Origin of the sequence: Shewanella sp. Pdp11 (genome assembly GCF_002838165.1) — a bacterium.
GTDB classification, from domain to species: Bacteria; Pseudomonadota; Gammaproteobacteria; order Enterobacterales; family Shewanellaceae; genus Shewanella; species Shewanella hafniensis.
Window position 1 is genome coordinate 3,475,755 of the sequence record NZ_CP015194.1, and the last position, 20,001, is coordinate 3,495,755.

A 20,001-nucleotide genomic window follows, 5' to 3' on the forward strand; every position below is an offset into this window, starting at 1 on the left:
GACCACCTTTTGAATTGATGCAACACGGAAGTGGAGTGCACTAGGCTCAAACCACTCTTCCTGCACTAGAAACAATATCGGGGCCGTTCAAAGAAGGCCCCGATAGTCATTTACTTCATGTTAGCCAGTAACATTTGGTTCATCAGCTTGATAAAGGCCGATGGGTCCGCAAGGCTACCTTTTTCAGACAATTGCGCCTGTTGCAGCAGCAGATTTGACCAATCCGCGAAGGCGGTTTCATCTTGAAGATCATTTAAGCGCGACACTAATGGGTGCGCTGGGTTGATCTCAAATGTTGGCTTCACTTCTGGCACTGGTTGCCCGGCAGCTTGCATCAGCTTGATCATCTGAGTCGACATTTCGCCTTCACCTGCAACCACACAAGCTGGGGTATCGGTTAAGCGTGACGTGACTTTCACATCTGCAACGGTTGAGCCTAATGCCGCTTTAATGCGTTCAACCAAGGCTACTGATTCTTGCTCAAGCTTTTCTTGCGCTTCTTTTTCAGCTGCATCTTCCAGCTCGCCAAGTTCTAAGTCACCACGGGTCACTGAGTGCAGTTGTTTCTCTTTGTACTCAGTTAAGTGGTTGATTAGCCACTCGTCGATACGCTCTGACATCAGTAAGACTTCGATGCCTTTCTTACGTAACAACTCTAAATGTGGACTGTTAGCGGCGGCTTCATGGCTGTCGGCAACGATATAATAAATCTTAGTTTGGCCTTCTTTCATGCGGCTGATGTAGTCATCGAGTGACACAGTCGGCGCAGCACTGCCCGTGTGGGTCGAGGCAAAACGTAATAAGCCCGCGATACGTTCACGGTTGGCGAAATCTTCCGCAGGCCCTTCTTTCAGCACTTGGCCAAATTCAGCCCAGAACTGTTGATATTTTTCCGCATCGTCTTTCGCCAGTTTTTCCAGCATGCCAAGCACACGTTTGGTGATACCCGTACGCATCGCTTTGGTCACGTGGTTATCCTGCAGAATTTCGCGGGATACGTTCAGCGGCAAATCGTTTGAGTCAATCAAGCCCTGCACGAAGCGCAGATAAGATGGCATAAATTGCTCAGCGTCATCCATGATGAACACACGTTGCACAAACAGTTTTAGGCCGTGTTTACGGTCGCGGTTCCACATATCCCAAGGCGCTTTTGCAGGAATATACAATAGATTAGTGTATTCTTGCTTACCTTCTACCCGATTATGGCTCCACAATAGTGCGTCGTTATAATCGTGGGAAATGTGTTTGTAAAACTCTTGATACTCTTCGTCACTGATGTCAGCTTTGCTGCGCATCCACAAAGCCGTGGCTTTGTTCATGACTTTCCATTGGCCTTCGGTCGCAGGAATTTTTTCGCCATCTGGACCATCACGCTCTGGCGTACCTTCTTGCCACATTTCAACTGGCACAGAGATATGATCAGAGTATTTAGTGATGATCGAGCGCAGGCGCCAATCATCGGCAAATTCTTTTTCTTCATCACGCAGGTGCAGGGTGATTTCAGTACCACGGCTCGCCTTAGTAATGGTATCAACGGTGAAGCTACCCTCGCCTTCTGATTCCCACAATACGGCTTCATCGGCCTTATGACCGGCAGCGCGGGTGCGAACCGTGACTTTCTTCGCCACGATAAAGGCTGAATAGAAACCGACACCGAATTGGCCGATTAACTGTGAATCCTTTGAAGATTCGCCCGATAGATTCTTAAAGAAATCAGCGGTGCCCGACTTAGCGATTGTGCCTAAATGCTCAATTACGCCGTCACGGGTCATACCCACGCCGTTGTCTTCGATGGTCACAGTGCCTTTTTCTTTATCGGCACTGATTCGGACTCGCAGTTCACCGTCGCCTTCGTACAGAGCGTCATTGGTCAACGCCAGATAACGCAGCTTGTCCGCTGCATCCGCAGCGTTGGAGACCAGTTCACGCAAGAAAATTTCTTTGTTGGAATACAAAGAATGGATCATCAAATGCAACAGCTGTTTGACTTCTGTTTGAAAACCATGAGTTTCTTGTTGTGACATGAAATTTTCCTTTATTTGTTACGCAATTTGGTAAAAGTAACGCTTAGTGTTTACTAAATGGGGCTCCAAATTTGCTTTTCAAGGGCAAGGGCTAAAACGAGGTTCGAATGGCTAAAAATAAGGCGCTTGATGAATACCAAGCGCCTTATATGTGTGCTTTGAACATCAGCCGATGTAGGCGTTAGTCTTGGGCTAGTTCTTTTTCTAACTGTTGGGCTATGGCTTCGGGCGAGCCACTGTTACGGGCAAAGAGTCCATAAGCGGCTGGGATCACGAAGATAGTGAATAGGGTTGCCAGTAAAATCCCCGACAACACAACCACACCAATCACAAAACGGGTTTCAGCACCCGCGCCTGCGGCCATGACCAAAGGTACGGCGCCAGCGGCGGTGGTGATGCCAGTCATCAGAATAGGTCGTAGACGCTGCGCCGAGGCTTGGATAATCGCCTTATCAAAATCAACGCCTTTATCCCGCAATTGGTTCGCAAACTCGACAATCAAGATGCCGTTTTTGGCCGCCAACCCGACCAGCATAATAATGCCTATCTGACTGTAAATATTAAGACTCTGCCCCGTGAGCCACAAACCAATTAAGGCGCCCACGGTCGCCAGCGGCACAGTCAGCATGATGACCATAGGGTGAATGTAACTCTCGAACTGCGCCGCCAGCACGAGGAATACAATTCCCAGCGCGAGCAAGAACACGAAGTACATAGAGCTACCCGACTCTTGATAATCGAGGGATTGGCCCTTAAAGCTAATTACCGCCTCTGCTGGCAAATAAGCACGCGCCAATTGATTCATATAATCAAGGGCTTCACCTAGGCTATAACCATCTTCTAAACTGGCTTCTATGGTGATAGCGCGCATGCGGTTGTAACGGTTAAGCGAACTGGCGTCGGCAAACTCTTCCACCGTCACTAAATTCGACAGCGGGATAAGTTCTTGAGTCCGCTCGGAACGTACATAGATGTTTTGCAGATCTGCTGCGGTATTTTGATTACCGCGCTCGCCTTCAATGATCACATCGTATTCTTCACCGTCACGCATAAAGGTCGTGACTAAGCGTGAGCCCAACATGGATTCCAACGTACGACCAATATTTGAAATCGATACCCCAAGGCTCGCCGCTCTGTCTCTGTCGATGACGACGCGAAGCTGCGGCTTAGTCTCTTTATAGTCGTGATCTAAACCGAGTAATTTAGGATTCTGTGCCGCCTTTTGCATCATAATATCGCGCCAGCGGGCCAGCTCTTCGTAGCTTGGGCCGCCAATCACAAACTGCACGGGTTTACCGACGCCACGGCCAAAAGCTTGGCGCATCACAGGAAACGCTTGCACCCCAGCAAGATCGGCAAGCCGTTTGTTAATGTCTGCAATCACTTCTTTAACGGGGCGACGTTTGCCCCAATCTTCCAGCACGACGATGGCCATACCATTAGAGAAATCCGCAGCGCGGCCAAAACCACGGGGGGCACGAATGAGCAGACGTTTAATATCACCCGTGTCAACCAGCGGCATCAAGCGGTTTTCCACTTCATTCATGTAGGATTCTATGTATTCGTAACTCGCGCCTTGCGGTCCGTTGACCATCAAGAATAACGAGCCTCGGTCTTCCTGCGGTGCAAATTCCTGCGGCACTTTTTGAGCTAAATAGGCACTTGAGCCCAAGGCTATCAACACCAAAATCGACATCAATAACGGGCGGGCCATGGCAGACTTTAACGATAATTGATAACGGTTTGACACTTTGGTCATGATGCCGTCAACCTTACGCACCAACCAAGAATCCTGCGAGCTAGGCTTGAGCAACTTAGAACACATCATAGGTGTGAGCGTTAAAGCCACTAGGCTAGAGAACAGCACGGCCGCACTCATGGTCACAGCAAACTCTTTAAAGAGTTTACCTAAGTCACCTTCAAGGAAAGTGATTGGCATAAAGACCGCGACCAACACGAGTGTGGTCGCGATAACAGCAAAAGCCACTTCACGCGCACCGAGGAAAGCAGCTTTGAGTGGGGAATCTCCTTCTTCAATACGGCGGTGAATGTTTTCCAGCATCACAATCGCATCGTCCACCACCATGCCGATGGCGAGGATCATCGCCAACAAGGTCAAAAGGTTGATGGTATAACCAAGCGCATACAGCACAATAAAGGTGCCAAGCAAGGACACAGGCACAGTGATCGCGGGGATCAACATGGCGCGCACACTGCCAAGGAACAGATAAATCACGATAATCACTAGGACCATCGCAGTGAACAGGGTTTGGTACACTTCTTTAATCGAGGCTTCGATAAACACTGAGCTATCGTAGCTGCGCTTAATGGACATGCCCGCTGGCAAAGTTGGATTGATTTTGTCGACTAGCGCATTCACCGCACGCGCCACTTCCAAGGTATTGGCGGTTGACTGCTTAGACACGCCTAGCCCTATCATCGCCTCTTTGTTGCCACGGAACATAATCCGCTCTTCTTCAGAGCCGATTTCCACCCGCGCGACATCCCCCAGTTTAACTAAGTAACCATCTTCCCCTTGGGTGATCACTAGATTTGCGAAATCTTCGGCGGTGCGATAACCCCGCTCGAGCCTCACCGTAAAATGCCGCTCCTTGGATTCAATCGAACCTGCGGGTAACTCGACGTTCTCGGCTCTAAGCGCTGACTCCACATCGGCAACTGTTAAACTGCGCGATGCCAAGGCTTGTCTGTCGAGCCATATCCGCATCGCATACACTTTGCCGCCGCCGATACGCATCCGCGCCACACCATCGACCACTGAAAAACGGTCGGCTAAATAACGGTTAGTGTAATCGGTCAATTCGAGGGTGGTCATTTGATCCGACACCAAATTGAGCCACATGATCACTTCATCGCCGCCATTGGCTTTTTGCACTTCTGGGGGATCAGCTTCCTCGGGTAAATTGTCGAGTAAGCCAGAAATACGGTCGCGCACATCGTTAGCCGCATCTTCAATATTGCGGCTAATATCAAACTCTAAGGTGACGGATGAGCGGCCATCACTGCTCGATGAACTTACGTGCCGAATGCCTTCGACACCGCTGATCCTGTCCTCAATCAATTGGGTAATGCGGCTTTCCACCACGGCGGCACTGGCGCCGCGGTAGTTAGTGTCGATAGACACCACAGGCGGATCGATGTTTGGGTATTCACGCAGGGGCAATTTATCAAAGGAGACAAGCCCGAAGGCGACCAGCAGCAAGCTGATCACTGAGGCAAATACGGGACGTTTTACCGAGAGATCAGTCAGGATCATACACTTGGCTCCGCGCTCGTATCCGCAAGATAACTAAACTTTTCCGCGAACTCAGTTTGCACTTTATCCCCAGGATGGACTTTCAATAAGCCACGGATCACCACGTTTTCGCCCAAGGCTAAACCGTCTAAGATCTCAACCCAACCACGGGTACGAATCCCGATAGTGACTTGTTTACGCTCAATCACATTGTCGGCATTAACGCTGTAAACAAAGTGATCATTTTGGATTGGGATAATAGCAGATTCTGGCAACATCAAGGCTTCGCGGCTACGTTTGATGAGTTTGACCTTCATCAACATGCCCGGTAATAAACGCAGCTCAGGATTGGGGATTTCGGCACGGACAATCACAGTGCGCGTCGTTGGGTTTACGCGGCTATCAATCGATGTCACCACGCCTTTGAAGGTAAAATCAGGAAAGGCCACAGCTTTGGCTTCAACTTTCTTACCTGGGGCTAAATCTTGAATAAAACGCTCAGGCACTGAAAAATCGAGTTTAATCTTAGAGATATCATCCAAGGTGGTGATCGCAGTGCCGGGCGACACTAGGCTGCCGACACTGATTTGGCGTAAACCTAAACGGCCATTAAAAGGCGCCAGAATACTGCGATCATTGAGTGATGCTTGCGCCTGTTCAAGCTCAGCGCGGGTGGTATCAATAAGGGTTTGTAATCTGTCGCGTTCTAACTCTGCCACAGTGCGGCTGGTGACTAACGAACTGATACGATTGAATTCACGTTGATTATCACTGACTTTAACTTGCGCGGCTTTAACCTTAGCGATCTGCTCGGCATTTTGCAGTTGGACTAGCAAGTCACCCTTTTTGACTATGTCGCCATCATCAAACTTAAGCGCTATCACCATGTCGGTGACTTTAGGGGTTATGGTCACAGATTCTGCGGCTTTATTGGTGCCGATGGCTTCCACTTCATCGCGAATAGGTGCCATAGCGGCGGTGGCAATCACCACGTTAGGCATGAGTTTCATTTGCGCGGTGGCAATCTCTTGCGGTTGCATGGCTTGATATCCAAACCATGCCGCGGCCAATAGGGCGATTATTAGAATAATTTTTTTCATCGGGCTTCCAAGGGATGACTCGCATTAATGACGGCTAGTTTACTCACTCACATCATCGCATCAATACGTTTTACTTTTTCTTACAAATTACGCCAATAGCGCAAAATATGTGTGATTAAGTGTCTTTGGCGATATACATGGCAGAATAGCCAGAATGCAGTACGATAACGAGGGTGGTTAGTGATTATCTCTAAAAATGATAAATCCAGCGGAACTTATTGCTAAAACCATTTAAAAAATATTGATATGTAGACAATTAAATCCTAAAACACCGTTTGCTTAGATAATCATCAAAACCTGATCCATTGCGCTAAATCGCAGCCAATAAAAAAGGGCGATAATTCGCCCTTCTCTCATCAACCGTTGAAATTAACGCAGTTTGCGTTCTTCTTTCATCAGGTTTGACAGTGACTGATACACATTGGTAACGACTTCATCGCTCAATGACTGATCTTCAGCATCGCGGAGGAAGATCTTAGTGTCTTCAGGCGTATCGCCATCTTCAAGCAGTAAACGGTAGCTGCCTTCTTTTAGCGCTAACTTATCTTCGCCCCACAATGAACTCCAGAAACCTGAGTTATCGTCAAACTTGATAAAGTACAATCCTTTCGCGCTATCCATATCGGCAATTTCGAAGCCCATTTCTGGCAGCACGATACGCAGACGATCCCACACTTGTTTGTAAGGGGCTTTAGCAGACCAGTAGGCTTTGCCTTCTTCTGGTGTAACTAAATCGACATTGATACCTAAGGTTTGCTTCAAACGGTTCGCTTGAATAGATTGGTCACGTTTAACACTGATGTAGGCGATGGCACTGTTCAGCATATCAATCGTGTATCTTTGCTTATCTTCGCCGCTTAGTAACACGTTTTGTGCTTTATCGTCGTAAAACTCTTCGTGTTCAACTAAGTGAATAACGATATTGGCAGTGCGGCCATGTGGACGTGTTTCCACATCGAAACGGTAGCGTTGGCGCAGCAGATAAACTTTATCTGAACCCCACATGTTTGATTCGATTACTTCGCGACTTTCGATCCAATCGGTTTCTATGTTGCCTTTATCAAAATCACGGCTACGAACAGCGATACCTTTTTGGGCCAAGAAACCATCTAAGTTGCTAAAGATCTCTTGTTTCAAGTCCACTGTATTGTCGATAGATTCGACCACGATTTTAATGTTGTCGCTGCCCTCTTCCACGTGAGTACCTTCAGCCATAGGCAGTACTTGCAGTGGCGGACGGATATCCAAATTTTTACCGTAGACTGTAGCATTGGCTTTAGGGCCCAATGCTGGCACATCAAATTCTTTATTGTAGGGCGGTGTTTTTAATCCGGCAGGGATCTTAAGCAAAGGCGCTTGCTCAGCCTGAACATAGTCTTCAGTACCATTCGCTTGACGGCGATCGAGTGGCGAACTACAGGCTGCAACGGCAGCAACTAAGATCAGTGGGGTGACTTTCTTTAACATTAATTATTTAACCTCTATCTGGGCACGAGTCATTGCTTCTATCAACAGACCATGACATTGCTCAGAAAGTTCAGTCAAAGGTAAACGAATATGGCCACATTCAATCAAACCCATACGATGGGCAGCCCATTTAACTGGGATAGGATTGGCTTCACAAAAGAGTGTGCTGTATAAACCGCGCAGTGGTGTGTCTATGCTCAGCGCAAGCTCAGCATTGCCGGCAAGCGCCGCATCACACATAGCTTTAAAGGCTTGTGGCACTATATTGTTCGCCACTGAAATCACGCCATTGCCACCTAAGAGTAAGAACTCTCTGGCAGTGGCATCATCGCCGCTATACAAAAGGAAATCGTCGCCGCACAGTTCGCGCAGACGTTTTACACGGGATAAGTCACCGGTCGCTTCTTTTACGCCAATAATGTTGCTCACGCTGACTAACTCGGCAACGGTCTCTGGCAACATATCAACGGCAGTACGGCCAGGGACATTATAAAGAATTTGTGGAATATCTGTGCTGGCAGCCACGGCTTTATAATGTGCAATCAATCCCTTAGGAGTTGGCTTATTATAATATGGCGTTACGCCAAGCATAGCGGCAACACCCACCTTAGATAAGGACTTGGTGAGCTCAACGGCTTCAGATGTGGCATTGGCACCATTGCCACCAATGACAGGAACGCGGCCCGCAGCAAATTTAACGGTTTGTGAAACGACCGTTACATGCTCAGACATAGGCAGAGTCGCTGACTCGCCAGTAGTACCAACGGCCACAATGGCATCTGTGCCTTGGTCAATATGGAATTCGACTAACCTTTCAAGACTTGCAAAATCTACTGAGCCATCACTGTTCATTGGCGTGATTAAGGCTACGATGCTTCCGTTTATCATCTGACTTTCCCCAAGATTTCAGGATTCGCTATGGTACTGATGCCAACCACTAATGACAAGCATTAACGGGGCTCTCAAATTGAATTAGTTATGGTAGCATTACATCCCGCACAAAAACTCAGCTTCAACCCTGAGTTTTCGCTCTATGATATCGAAAAAGTGAGGAAAATTCATGACCAATTTCCTGGTCGTAACAGCGATGGGTCTCGACCGTCCTGGACTCGTAAGTAAACTAGCTCGTCTTGCCAGTGACTGTGACTGCGATATCGTCGACAGCCGTATGGCATTATTTGGTAACGAATTTACCCTTATCATGATGTTGTCAGGCTCGTGGGCATCAATAACGAAAATTGAAAGCATGCTCCCCAGTCTCTGTGTCGAATTAGAACTGATGACAGTGATGAAACGTACCTCTAAACACACACCACAAAATTACCTTTCTCGCCTTGAAGTTCGCTTCACGGGTAAAGACCAGCGCGGCACGATAAAACGCATTACCCAGTTCCTTGCCGACAGGTCATTAGATCTGGCTGCAGTGCGCTCTTTCTCTGAAGAATTACCTGACAGTGAGCAGACGCAAAACGTGTCGCTGACCATTAATATTCCTGAAAAAGTTGAACTAGAAAAGCTCGAACAGAGTATCTATCAACTCGCCCAAGATATGACCTTAGATTGCACTATTCGTCGTATGGAAGGCACAGCCATTTTAGAGGACAGAGGATAATAGATGAACACCTTAACGGCTGGGGCAAAAGCGCCTCAATTTACCCTACAAGATCAACATGGCAACTCAGTTTCACTGGCGGACAGCCTCAAGCAAGGTCCTGTTTTAGTGTATTTTTACCCTAAAGCAGCGACGCCGGGTTGTACAGTGCAAGCCTGCGGTCTACGTGACAGCAAAGCGGCGCTCGATAGCCATAATGTGACAGTATTTGGCATTAGCCCAGATCCTGTGGCTAAACTGGCCAAATTTGCTGAGAAACAAGCACTCAACTTCACTTTACTGAGCGATGAAGACCACAGTGTCGCCGACGCGTTTGGGGTCTGGGGTGAAAAGAAATTCATGGGAAAAACCTATGATGGCATCCACAGATTAAGCTTCCTTATCAATACCGACGGCACCATCGCCCACGTATTCGATAAGTTTAAAACCAAAGATCACCATGAAGTCGTGCTCGCGCAAATCGCAGGTTAATGACAGATATGGCGACGAATACAAGGCTTCAAGCTGCTGATTTAATCGGCACAAAAGTGTAAATGTCGTGGGTTGATGTCAAAAGGCTGAATAAATAATCGGCAATCGATAACGAAAAGGTCCTGAAATCAGGACCTTTTTCATGAAAAATTTTCACTTTCATATCACAAGATACGATCTAACCGAGCAAAAAAACCGCAAAAGCATTCAGCTAGCCCGTATTCTATGGCATCACAACGTCGGTTTATCCTGCCACATAGGGCCAAATAATCGCGGCGGCAATACTCCACATGGTTAACCAAATAAAACGGTCAAGATAACGCCATGCCGCTGGGCGAGTAAAAATGGGCGCCAGCAAACGCGCACCAAAACTTAAGCCAAAAAACCAAATAAACGATGCCAGTACAGCACCCGCGCCAAACCAAGGCCGATGTAAATCATCAAATTGAGTGCTAATACTGCCGAGCAACACCACAGTGTCGAGGTACAAATGCGGATTAAGCAGACTGATCCCAAGCGTGGTCAACACGGCCTTTTTGAAGGTATCGGCACTATCAGCCTGCTCCATCTCAATGCCTTTGGCCACAAACGATGCCTTGAGCGCATTCGCGCCATACCAGAGTAGAAACGCGGCGCCACCGAAACTCGCCACATGCTTAATGGTCGGGAAAGATTCAATGATGTGCCCCAGCCCCGCCACACCCGCAGTGATCATCAGCGCATCAATGATAGAGCAGAGCAAGGCAATCGGTAACGGGTACGAGCGCTTGATACCTTGCTTAAGCACAAAGGCATTTTGCGCGCCTACAGCAATAATCAAACTGCCACCAATTCCCATACCTTGTATAAATGCCGCTTGCATAATCACCTCTCATGTTCGAAGAAGGCGCTAGCATAGTCAAAACAACAAAATTAATATAACTAATGTTTTTTATGTGTCATAAGTAAAATTAATAATCATCAAACACACATCGATTAAGGATGACTATGCTGGAATACGCCAATCTCAAAGCCCTTGCTGTTGTGGTCTCGGAAGGCGGGTTCGATCGCGCGGCCAAAGTGCTGCACATCACCCAGTCGGCAGTATCGCAACGTATTCGGCAACTTGAGGAAAAAGTCGGTCAGTCATTACTTATTCGCTCCAATCCTGTGGTCGCGACACCCACAGGCAAACGCCTACTGCGCCACTATTCGCAGGTGCAATTACTTGAGAGTGAATTAAGAGCCGAGATGGACGCCGACGATCCCAACCATCCGACCACAGTGCGTATTGCTGTGAATGCCGATAGCTTAGCCACATGGTTTTTACCCGCGCTGGCTGGCATGTTCAGTCGCCACGCTTGGTTATTGGAATTAATTGTCGATGATGAGTCTTACACCCATCATCTATTGAAAAATGGTGAAGCAGTCGGCTGTGTCACCACAACCGAAGTGCCGATGGCGGGTTGCAGCAGTGAGTTTTTAGGCACGATGGAATATCTGTGTGTGGCCACGCCCGAATTTGCCGCGCGCTATTTTAGCGAGCCGAGTGATACCACATCATTAAGTAACACCTCGTCATTCAATGCCATAAACCAAGCCCAGTTAGCAAAGGCGCCTGCGGTAGTGTTCTCCACCAAAGACAAACTACATGAGAAATTTCTCGCCCAATATTTCAATATGACACCAGGGCAATGGTGGCAACATACTATCCCCTCGTCAGAAAGTTTTTTAGAGGCCATTAACTTAAGCTTAGGTTACGGACTCGTTGGTCATCTGCAAGCTAAACCATTAATCGATAGAGGAATACTGATAGAGCTCACGCCCGAACGGCGCATGCGTGTGCCACTGTTTTGGCAGCATTGGAATATCAAAGCGAAACAAACGACACTGGTCTATCGCGCCCTTGCGGCAACCGCGCAACACAATTTGCTGCAGGCATAAAAAAATCGGGCTCAAACCAAAGTTTGAGCCCGATATTCAGAGTCATAGTTCTGATTGTAAGTGAGGCTTAAAACGTAAACCTAACTCACTCTTTATTAGCTTGCTCTTAACGCTGCGATGCGTTTTTCTAATGGAGGATGACTCATCATCATTTCCGCCATTGAACGTTTGCCGTTAATACCAAAGGCAGACATTTGTGCAGGCATTGCCGTGCTTTCTGGACCTTGGCGTAAACGCTCAAGCGCAGCAATCATCTTGCCTTTACCCGCTAAACGGGCCGCGCCTTCATCGGCTTTGTACTCACGAATACGGGAGAAGTAAGCGACGATGATTGAAGCCAAGATACCGAATAGCATATCAAGCACGAACACCACCGCCATGTAAGCGAACATGCCTAAACCTTCGCCTTCTTCATCATTGCTCGACACGAAATTGTTGATAATGCCGGCAACCACACGGGCTGCGAAGATCACGAAGGTGTTCACCACACCTTGAATAAGTGTCAAGGTCACCATGTCACCGTTAGCTACGTGGCTCACTTCGTGGGCTAATACGCCTTCAATTTCATCTTGACTCATGCCATATAACAGACCCGTACTCACAGCCACCAATGAATTGTCTTTACTTGGGCCTGTGGCAAACGCGTTCATGTCGGGTGATTGGTAAATCGCCACTTCTGGCATTTTAATCCCCGCTTGCTTAGCTTGACGGGCAACCGTATCTACTAACCAACGCTCAGTGCTATCACGTGGGGTGGTGATCACTTCACAACCCATGGTCTTTTTCGCCATCCATTTTGAAATGGCTAAGCTGATAAAGGCCCCACCGAATCCAAAAATGGCAGCGAACACCAGCAGTCCACCCATAGTCGACGTGTTAACGCCTAGAATAGACATCACAATTGAGGCTACTAGCAACACAGCTAGGTTAGTCGCAATCAATAAAAATATACGCTTCATTTCAGCTCCTTTAGGGCAAGAATGTGCCATTTAACTTTGCTCAAAGACATAATATGTCCAAATCATCGAAATTCAAGTGGTAAAAGAAAAGAGTTTTTAAATTAGGTTATCTTTCTCGTATATAGGCACTGTCTTTCATGGATCGAGAGTCTAGGGACAGTATATTAATCGAAACTTAAATCTAGCGGCTATCAGTGCTACAGCGCAATTCTGCTTTATTTCTCTATGTTTATCGGGATTAATCTTTGTTAACATGCCAGCACATTCCGAGATTTCAGGATATAAAATGACAATCAATGCCCTACTACTGAGCAGCTCTCGTGTCGGTGATACACCTTACCTTGCCCACGCGATCCCTTTTATTAAACCGCTTACCGCCAAGGCGCAGAAATGGATTTTTATCCCCTATGCTGGCGTCAGCATGAGTTATGACACTTATTTAGCGTCTGTAGTGACAGGGTTAAGTGAGCTTGAACTCGATATCAGTGGCATTCACCAGCATCCCGATCCACAACAAGCGATTAAAGATGCCGACGGTATTTTAATCGGTGGCGGCAACACTTTTCATTTATTGCACCAACTATATCGTTATGATCTGGTTAAGCTAATTGGTGATCAAGTCGCCCAAGGTAAACCTTATATCGGCTGGAGCGCGGGGTCTAACGTATCAGGGTTAAGCATTCGCACCACGAACGATATGCCCATCATCGAGCCGCCATCGTTCAAGGCATTAAACTTAGTACCGTTCCAGCTCAATCCGCATTATTCCAATTACCAAGCACCGGGCCACAATGGTGAAACCCGTGCCCAGCGGTTATTAGAGTTCACAAAAGTCGACCCATTAACCCCTGTGGTCGGTATAGTCGAAGGCTCAGCCCTGTGGCGTCAGGGAGACAAACTCTCACTCTTAGGTAACCAACCTGCGTATTTGTTCTGCGGAGAACAGCAAGAAATACCTATCCCTGTGGGCAGCGATCTCTCAAATTTACTCAAGCCATCGCTCTGAAAGGCATGTTCAGAGTCACTTTTTTGAGGCTCACAAAATAATGTGAGCCTCAACCACTAATATTGTTTTCTTTAAGTCATCGTTTGAACTAAATCAGTTGTAATTAAATTAACCTTCATTACTGAATTCACTAAGCAACCAAGAGTTTAATAGAGGGCACATTCATTTGATTGAGGTATCAACAGAGTAATGTGGCATACAACGGCTAAATAGCATCCGTCATAATTTATGTTACAAATATCAAGCTTCGCAGGTAAAATTACTGCTCGCCACAGCTATTCGAATCCAACAACTTCGGGCTTTGTCGCAGACAAATTATTAATAATTAGGGATTAAATAGTTCAAACATCTTTAGCTAGACTGAAACATATTGCATATCTGCCTATGGATCAGCGTCATTTTAGTAAGGAGTTTCCATTTTGCGAATGAATCATATGATGAATTACCCTACCGGTTATCCGGCATTACTCAAAAAACTACCTTTTTTCATCTTGACCGCCATCGTCTACGTCGTCGGCATCAATAACGTCAATGCCGCACAGACAACCGCAGCACCTGCGTCTGTCCCAGAAAAAAAATCTAAAAATTTTACCCACGATACTGTAGTCGAACTCGCGCAACAACTGTCGCAAAAGCCATTTAAAGAAGCCAAGAAAGCGCCTAAAGAGCTGATCGATCTTGATTTTGCCACCTATGGCAAAATCAATTATCAAGAAAATGCCGCGATTTGGGGCGGTACACCCACTAAATTTTCGGTACAGCTTTTTGCTCCGGGTTTTCTCTATAAAAACCTTGTCGATATCGACGTGGTCGAAAACAGCAAAGCGATACCGATAGAGCTCACTGAGGCCTCGTTCGATGTGCCCAGTGACGCCATTGAAAAACTCATCACCCAATTAGGTCAATATGCTGGCGTGCGTTTGCATTACCCCATCAATGACGATGAAATGAAAGATGAATTCATCATGTTCCAAGGCGCGAGCTATTTTCGCGTACTGTCTAAAGGCCAAACCTATGGCCTGTCGAATCGCGGTTTAGCAATAGATGTCGCCCAACCTAAAGGCGAAGAATATCCATTGTTTAAGCGCTTTTGGGTTGAACGACCATCCAAATACCAAACGGCGATTGTGGTGCATGCCCTGCTAGACAGCCAAAGTGTCACGGGGGCCTATCGTTTTGGTATTTACCCTGGCGCACCATCACGTGTCGAAGTGGATGTAACCCTGTTCCCACGCAAAGATATTCAACATGTTGGCCTTGCACCACTGACCTCTATGTTCCTATTTGGTGGATTAGATAACTCGGATAAACCCGATTACCGCCCAGAAGTACACAACTCCGACGGTCTGCAAATCGATCGCGGTAATGGCGAGCGTCTATGGCGCCCCCTAAATAACCCCAACAAACTGCAAGTCAGCGCCTTTGCCGATGAAGATATTAAAGGTTTTGGTCTGATCCAGCGCCACCGTAAGTTCGAAGACTATCAAGATCTGAGTGCAAACTACCAACTTCGCCCTTCAGCGTGGATTGAGCCACTCAATGATTGGGGCAAGGGTCAGCTGGTGTTGATTGAAATCCCATCGAGTGCAGAAACCAACGACAACATAGTTGCCTATTGGGAGCCGCAAGGCGGCCTGAAAAAAGATCAACCCTATAAATATTCCTATCGTATGACAGCGTCAAACGACAGCCCTTCGATCGCGTCAAAAGCGCGGGTAGTCCGCAGTTCGAAGGGACAAGTGCTCAGCAAGGGTAAAGAGTTACTCGTCGACTTTAGTAATATCAAGCCACAAGATATTGATAAAATTAGTATCGACGCCAGTATCAGCAAAGGCAAAATCCTGTCTACTCGGATTGTTGCTCACCCTGACATCAATGGCGCACGGGTATTTGTCAGCTTCGAACCAGAAAGCACCAATGTAGCGGAACTGAGATTACAGCTTAAGAAAGACGATAAACCCCTCGCAGCGACTTGGTTATACCGCTGGAATAGCGACGATTGGCAATAGGTTTTTGTTTATTAAAACCATTGCCGAACGAGCATCAACTAAGCCTATTGCGTTAATAAAAAGCTAGAGTTAATTAAAGCGTCAGTATTTACTGGCGCTTTTTTATACCTAGCGTTTATCGAGAGATTTTATTGATAAGTTTTCCATTCCTAGATTTATCTAAGCATAAATAAGTTAAACCAAAGCAAAAAACTCACGACCTGTTATTTCGCCGAAATAATATCACGGCTTTTGCTCTGAGTTCACTGCACAAAGAGTTAAATCCACATAGCTACTGGCTTGCTTCAAAATGATGCTATCAACTTCAAACACACCGCCGTTACATGATGCAATGGTTTTCAGCACTCCGTCCCATGACTAGCCCGCAGCAAGAAGCCCTGCTAACTAAGGCAAGCGAGATTAGTTCAACACATTGAGATAATCTCTTATATCGGAAACGGCGCACTCAGCGTGTCAGTCAAGTTTGGCCTTAAACCTCTCGCGAACAATACTGACTGAATGTGGAAATCCAGATGCAAAAAAAAACCAACTTTCGTTGAGGCTTTATGCTATTCATACAGAATAATGGTACCCGAGGCCAGACTTAAGCTTTTATCGGCAGCGGCACGCCAAGCGTGTTAGTCAAGTTTGGCCTTAAATCTCTCGCGGACAACACTGACTAAATGTGGAAATTCAGATGCATAAAGCCCCAACTTTCGTTGAGGCTTTATGCTATTCAAACAGAATAATGGTACCCGAGGCCAGACTTAAGCTTTTATCGGCAGCGGCACGCCAAGCGTGTTAGTCAAGTTTGGCCTTAAATCTCTCGCGGACAACACTGACTAAATGTGGAAATCCAGATGCAAAAAAGCCCCAACTTTCGTTGAGGCTTTATGCTATTCATACAGAATAATGGTACCCGAGGCCAGACTTGAACTGGCACGCTGTTACCAGCGAGGGATTTTAAATCCCTTGTGTCTACCGATTCCACCACTCGGGCAAACTCTGAATATTAATGACGGGAATCATGTCAAAAATATTATTAACGCTATATAGCTAACACTTAATACAACAACTAAATCTTTAATAAACTCCTATTAATGCTTAGGACTTTATTTTTACCATTATAATAAAAAATAATGGTACCCGAGGCCAGACTTGAACTGGCACGCTGTTACCAGCGAGGGATTTTAAATCCCTTGTGTCTACCGATTCCACCACTCGGGCAAACTCTTTATATTAACGACGGGAATCGTGTCATTAATACGTTAATCTATGGAGGCGCGACCCGGAGTCGAACCGAGATCGACGGATTTGCAATCCGCAGCATAGCCATTCTGCCATCGCGCCATAGTTGCTAACTTGGATTAACCAGAATCAGACTTCAAGAATATTGGAGCGACATATCGGGTTCGAACCGATGACCTATACCTTGGCAAGGTATCGCTCTACCAACTGAGCTAATGTCGCATTGTGTTTTGCTATTGACTCAAATCAACAAGGTATCGTATTTCACCTTACCAACAGAGCGAATATCACATTTCAATATTCAGTAGCGTTAAGATTTTGTTTTCACATCGTCTCTTGTCTACGGGGTGGCATTCTACCGATTTACCACCCAGTGTCAACCGCTGTTTTATCGATAACTTACTGCTTGCACACTAAATAATCTCTTTGATTTTTTATTGCACTATTCAGCAGTCAGATCTTTCCAAGCGGCTAAAATGTAACTCATCATTGACCAAAACGTTAATACTGCGGCGATATATAGCAGCACAAAAGCGGCATTGGTCATTAAAGGATTGTATTGCCAAATAAGGCCAATAATTGCCACCATTTGCGCGGCAGTTTTATATTTACCAATCCAAGACACGGCGACAGTGCCACGTTTACCTATCTCAGCCATCCATTCTCTCAACGCTGAAATGACAATCTCGCGGCCAATCATAAATAGTGCAGGCATAGTCAACCAGATATTGGCGTATTGATCGACTAACAGCACTAAGGCTGTGATCACCATCAACTTGTCAGCGACTGGATCGAGGAAAGCGCCAAAACGGGTTAATTGCTTCAATTTACGGGCAGCATAACCATCTAATGCATCCGTTAACGCCGCGAGCCAAAAGGTAAAGGCGGCAACAAAAGGGGTCCAGTCATAGGGTAAATAAAACAGCACCACGAAAATGGGCAGTAAAAAAAGCCTGAAAAGAGTTAATGCTATAGGTAAGTTAAACGGCATGATCAAACCAGTTAGTCAAAAGCAGCGCCAATCTTGCCTTAATTTTATCACCCTCGCAATGCATCATGAATGGTTTGTGCCATTTCTATGCTGATCCCTGGTACTTTGACTAATTCCGCCACACTTGCTCCTTTCACTTCTTGCAAGCCACCTAAATGCTGCAACAAAGCTTTACGACGTTTAGGACCAATTCCAGGAATCGATTCCAGTGTTGAAGTATTGCGGGTTTTCTGGCGACGATTACGGTGGCCAGTGATTGCAAATCGATGGGATTCATCACGAATATGTTGAATAAGGTGCAACGCAGGCGAATCACCTTCGAGGGAAAAGCTGGTTTCGGTATCTCCTAAGATCAAGGTTTCAAGCCCAGGTTTACGGCCCTCACCTTTCGCCACCCCAATGAGCTGCGGCGCTTTATCTAAATGGACAAACTTTTCATCCACTATCTTCTGGGCGATACGCAGCTGCCCGAGTCCACCATCGATAAACAGAATGTCAGGGATTTTACCGCCCGCCTCAATCTTATCGAAGCGTCGGCTCACCGCTTGCTTCATTGCCGCGTAATCATCGCCCGGTGTAATCCCCTCGATATTATAGCGACGATATTCACCTTTATGCGGCCCTTCCCGATTGAACACCACACAGGAGGCAACCGTGCTCTCCCCCATGGTATGACTGATATCGAAACATTCCATCCGTTGAATAGGCGTACTCAATTCAAGGATATCCTCAAGTAACACAAAACGCTGCTCGACCGTATTTTTATGGGACAAGCGCGTAACCACGGCATTGGTCGCATTGGTCACGGCTAACCGTAAGAAGCTCGCCCTATCGGCACGCACATTGGTCTTAATCGAAAACTTTTTATCTAGCGCTTCTGAAATCGCCGTTTCGAGTTCATGTAATTCTTCAAAGTTGTGGCTAATCACCACTTCCTTTGGGATCGTGCGTTGAATATCCGCATTTAAATAAAACTGCAGGATGAAAGAGCGCAGCACTTCGTCCATATCGGTTTGGGCGGGCACGGAAGGATAATAGCTGCGACTGCCAAAGATTTTACCCTCGCGGATAAACAGCAAATGGAAACAGGCGATGCCCGACGCATAATGCACACCGATGACATCCATATCACCTTTATTATTCGATACTTCCTGTTGTTCGGCGACTTTACGCAGCGCCATGATCTGATCGCGAAATCGTGCAGCTTGCTCATAGGCTTGTTGCTCGGCCGCAAGCTCCATTTTGTTAACTAAGGCGCTGATCACTTGCTGATCTTTGCCCTTTAAAAACAGGCTGGCGAGTTTTACTTGCTCATCATAATCAGCGTTGCTGACTTTACCCACGCAGGGTGCGCTGCAACGGGAAAGTTGATATTGCAAACAGGGGCGTGAGCGAGACTTGTAGTAAAGGTCGTCACATTGACGAATTGGAAACAGCTTCTGCATTAAATGCAGACTTTCACGTACCGCGCCGCCGTTAGGATAAGGGCCAAAATAGTGGCCTTTTTCCCGCTGCGGACCACGATGATAAGCAAGCCTTGGGTGTTCATGCTGGCTTAACAGTATGTAAGGATAAGATTTGTCATCACGCAATAACACATTGTATTTGGGCATGTATTGCTTGATGTAATCATTTTCAAGCAATAGCGCATCGGTTTCGCTATGGGTCAGCGTCACATCAATATGGTGTATATGCGAGACTAAGGCTTGGGTTTTAACATTGCCTAGGTTTTTACGAAAATACGAGCTGAGCCGTTTTTTGAGATCTTTGGCTTTACCCACATAAATGACGTCATTCTTGACGTCATACATGCGATAAACCCCAGCGGAGGACGAAACTGTACGCAAAAAACTTTGGGCGTTAAATTCATTCGACATCATTTACACCCACAATTTTGCAGACTTAACACAAACAACATAGGAACATATAACCCAAGAACTCGCTAGATTAAAGTCA

The 20,001-nt window shown here is 46.6% G+C and carries 14 protein-coding genes and 4 tRNA genes; 5 read left to right on the forward strand and 13 right to left on the reverse strand.

Translation table 11 applies throughout. The features are described 5' to 3' along the window. Window positions 1–110 precede the first annotated feature (110 nt). From htpG to dapA, 5 genes are all read right to left on the reverse strand, one after another. A complete protein-coding gene (htpG, locus tag AYJ58_RS15345) occupies window positions 111–2,024 on the reverse strand; it encodes a molecular chaperone HtpG (RefSeq protein ID WP_106650798.1) in 1,914 nt (637 codons plus the stop codon). A gap of 181 nt (window positions 2,025–2,205) precedes the next feature. Then, on the reverse strand, window positions 2,206–5,301 hold the full coding sequence (locus AYJ58_RS15350; protein WP_106650799.1) for an efflux RND transporter permease subunit: 3,096 nt from the start codon (window positions 5,299–5,301) through the stop codon (window positions 2,206–2,208). Continuing rightward, complete coding sequence (locus AYJ58_RS15355; protein WP_006082058.1) at window positions 5,298–6,380, reverse strand: efflux RND transporter periplasmic adaptor subunit; 1,083 nt, start codon at window positions 6,378–6,380, stop codon at window positions 5,298–5,300. Before AYJ58_RS15355 ends, AYJ58_RS15350 begins: the two co-directional genes overlap by 4 nt. A gap of 369 nt (window positions 6,381–6,749) precedes the next feature. Continuing rightward, a complete protein-coding gene (bamC, locus tag AYJ58_RS15360) occupies window positions 6,750–7,847 on the reverse strand; it encodes an outer membrane protein assembly factor BamC (RefSeq protein WP_106650800.1) in 1,098 nt (365 codons plus the stop codon). Window positions 7,848–7,850: 3 nt separating this feature from the next. Next, window positions 7,851–8,735: a 4-hydroxy-tetrahydrodipicolinate synthase gene (gene dapA, locus AYJ58_RS15365; RefSeq protein ID WP_006082060.1), complete on the reverse strand. Its 885-nt coding sequence runs from the start codon at window positions 8,733–8,735 to the stop codon at window positions 7,851–7,853. Window positions 8,736–8,907: 172 nt separating this feature from the next. On the opposite strand from dapA, the gene AYJ58_RS15370 reads away from it, so the two are divergent. Together AYJ58_RS15370 and bcp are read left to right on the forward strand one after the other, a co-directional pair. Continuing rightward, complete coding sequence (locus AYJ58_RS15370; protein ID WP_006082061.1) at window positions 8,908–9,459, forward strand: glycine cleavage system protein R; 552 nt, start codon at window positions 8,908–8,910, stop codon at window positions 9,457–9,459. A 3-nt stretch (window positions 9,460–9,462) separates the two neighbouring features. Further along, entirely contained in the window at window positions 9,463–9,930 is a 468-nt protein-coding gene (gene bcp / locus AYJ58_RS15375; protein ID WP_012197276.1) for a thioredoxin-dependent thiol peroxidase, read from the forward strand. Window positions 9,931–10,174: 244 nt separating this feature from the next. Here bcp and AYJ58_RS15380 read toward each other — a convergent pair whose 3' ends face one another. After that, window positions 10,175–10,792 carry a LysE/ArgO family amino acid transporter gene (locus AYJ58_RS15380; RefSeq protein ID WP_106650801.1) on the reverse strand — a complete coding sequence of 206 codons (618 nt, stop codon included), beginning with the start codon at window positions 10,790–10,792 and terminating at the stop codon, window positions 10,175–10,177. 125 nt (window positions 10,793–10,917) lie between these two features. Between AYJ58_RS15380 and AYJ58_RS15385 the strand changes: the two genes are divergently transcribed. Further along, complete coding sequence (locus tag AYJ58_RS15385) at window positions 10,918–11,853, forward strand: LysR family transcriptional regulator ArgP (RefSeq protein ID WP_106650802.1); 936 nt, start codon at window positions 10,918–10,920, stop codon at window positions 11,851–11,853. Between the two features lie 95 nt (window positions 11,854–11,948). On the opposite strand, the gene htpX is transcribed toward AYJ58_RS15385, so the two are convergent. Beyond that, window positions 11,949–12,812, reverse strand: coding sequence for a protease HtpX (gene htpX / locus AYJ58_RS15390; protein ID WP_106650803.1), 864 nt, complete (start codon window positions 12,810–12,812; stop codon window positions 11,949–11,951). A 286-nt stretch (window positions 12,813–13,098) separates the two neighbouring features. Between htpX and pepE the strand changes: the two genes are divergently transcribed. Both pepE and AYJ58_RS15400 read left to right on the forward strand, forming a co-directional pair. Next, window positions 13,099–13,818 (forward strand): dipeptidase PepE, encoded by a 720-nt coding sequence (gene pepE, locus AYJ58_RS15395; RefSeq protein WP_106650804.1) that lies wholly within the window; start codon window positions 13,099–13,101, stop codon window positions 13,816–13,818. Window positions 13,819–14,243: 425 nt separating this feature from the next. Further along, on the forward strand, window positions 14,244–15,827 hold the full coding sequence (locus tag AYJ58_RS15400; RefSeq protein WP_232790820.1) for a glucan biosynthesis protein G: 1,584 nt from the start codon (window positions 14,244–14,246) through the stop codon (window positions 15,825–15,827). 892 nt (window positions 15,828–16,719) lie between these two features. On the opposite strand, the gene AYJ58_RS15405 is transcribed toward AYJ58_RS15400, so the two are convergent. From AYJ58_RS15405 to uvrC, 6 genes are all read right to left on the reverse strand, one after another. After that, window positions 16,720–16,806 (reverse strand) — tRNA-Leu (locus AYJ58_RS15405). 140 nt (window positions 16,807–16,946) lie between these two features. After that, a tRNA-Leu gene (locus AYJ58_RS15410) sits at window positions 16,947–17,033 on the reverse strand. Between the two features lie 49 nt (window positions 17,034–17,082). Then, window positions 17,083–17,156: transfer RNA gene (locus tag AYJ58_RS15415), tRNA-Cys, on the reverse strand. A 44-nt stretch (window positions 17,157–17,200) separates the two neighbouring features. Next, window positions 17,201–17,276, reverse strand: a tRNA-Gly gene (locus AYJ58_RS15420). A gap of 220 nt (window positions 17,277–17,496) precedes the next feature. Beyond that, window positions 17,497–18,045, reverse strand: a complete 549-nt coding sequence (gene pgsA / locus AYJ58_RS15425; RefSeq protein ID WP_006082068.1) for a CDP-diacylglycerol--glycerol-3-phosphate 3-phosphatidyltransferase — start codon at window positions 18,043–18,045, stop codon at window positions 17,497–17,499. 47 nt (window positions 18,046–18,092) lie between these two features. Then, window positions 18,093–19,922, reverse strand: a complete 1,830-nt coding sequence (uvrC, locus tag AYJ58_RS15430; RefSeq protein WP_106650806.1) for an excinuclease ABC subunit UvrC — start codon at window positions 19,920–19,922, stop codon at window positions 18,093–18,095. Window positions 19,923–20,001 lie beyond the last annotated feature (79 nt).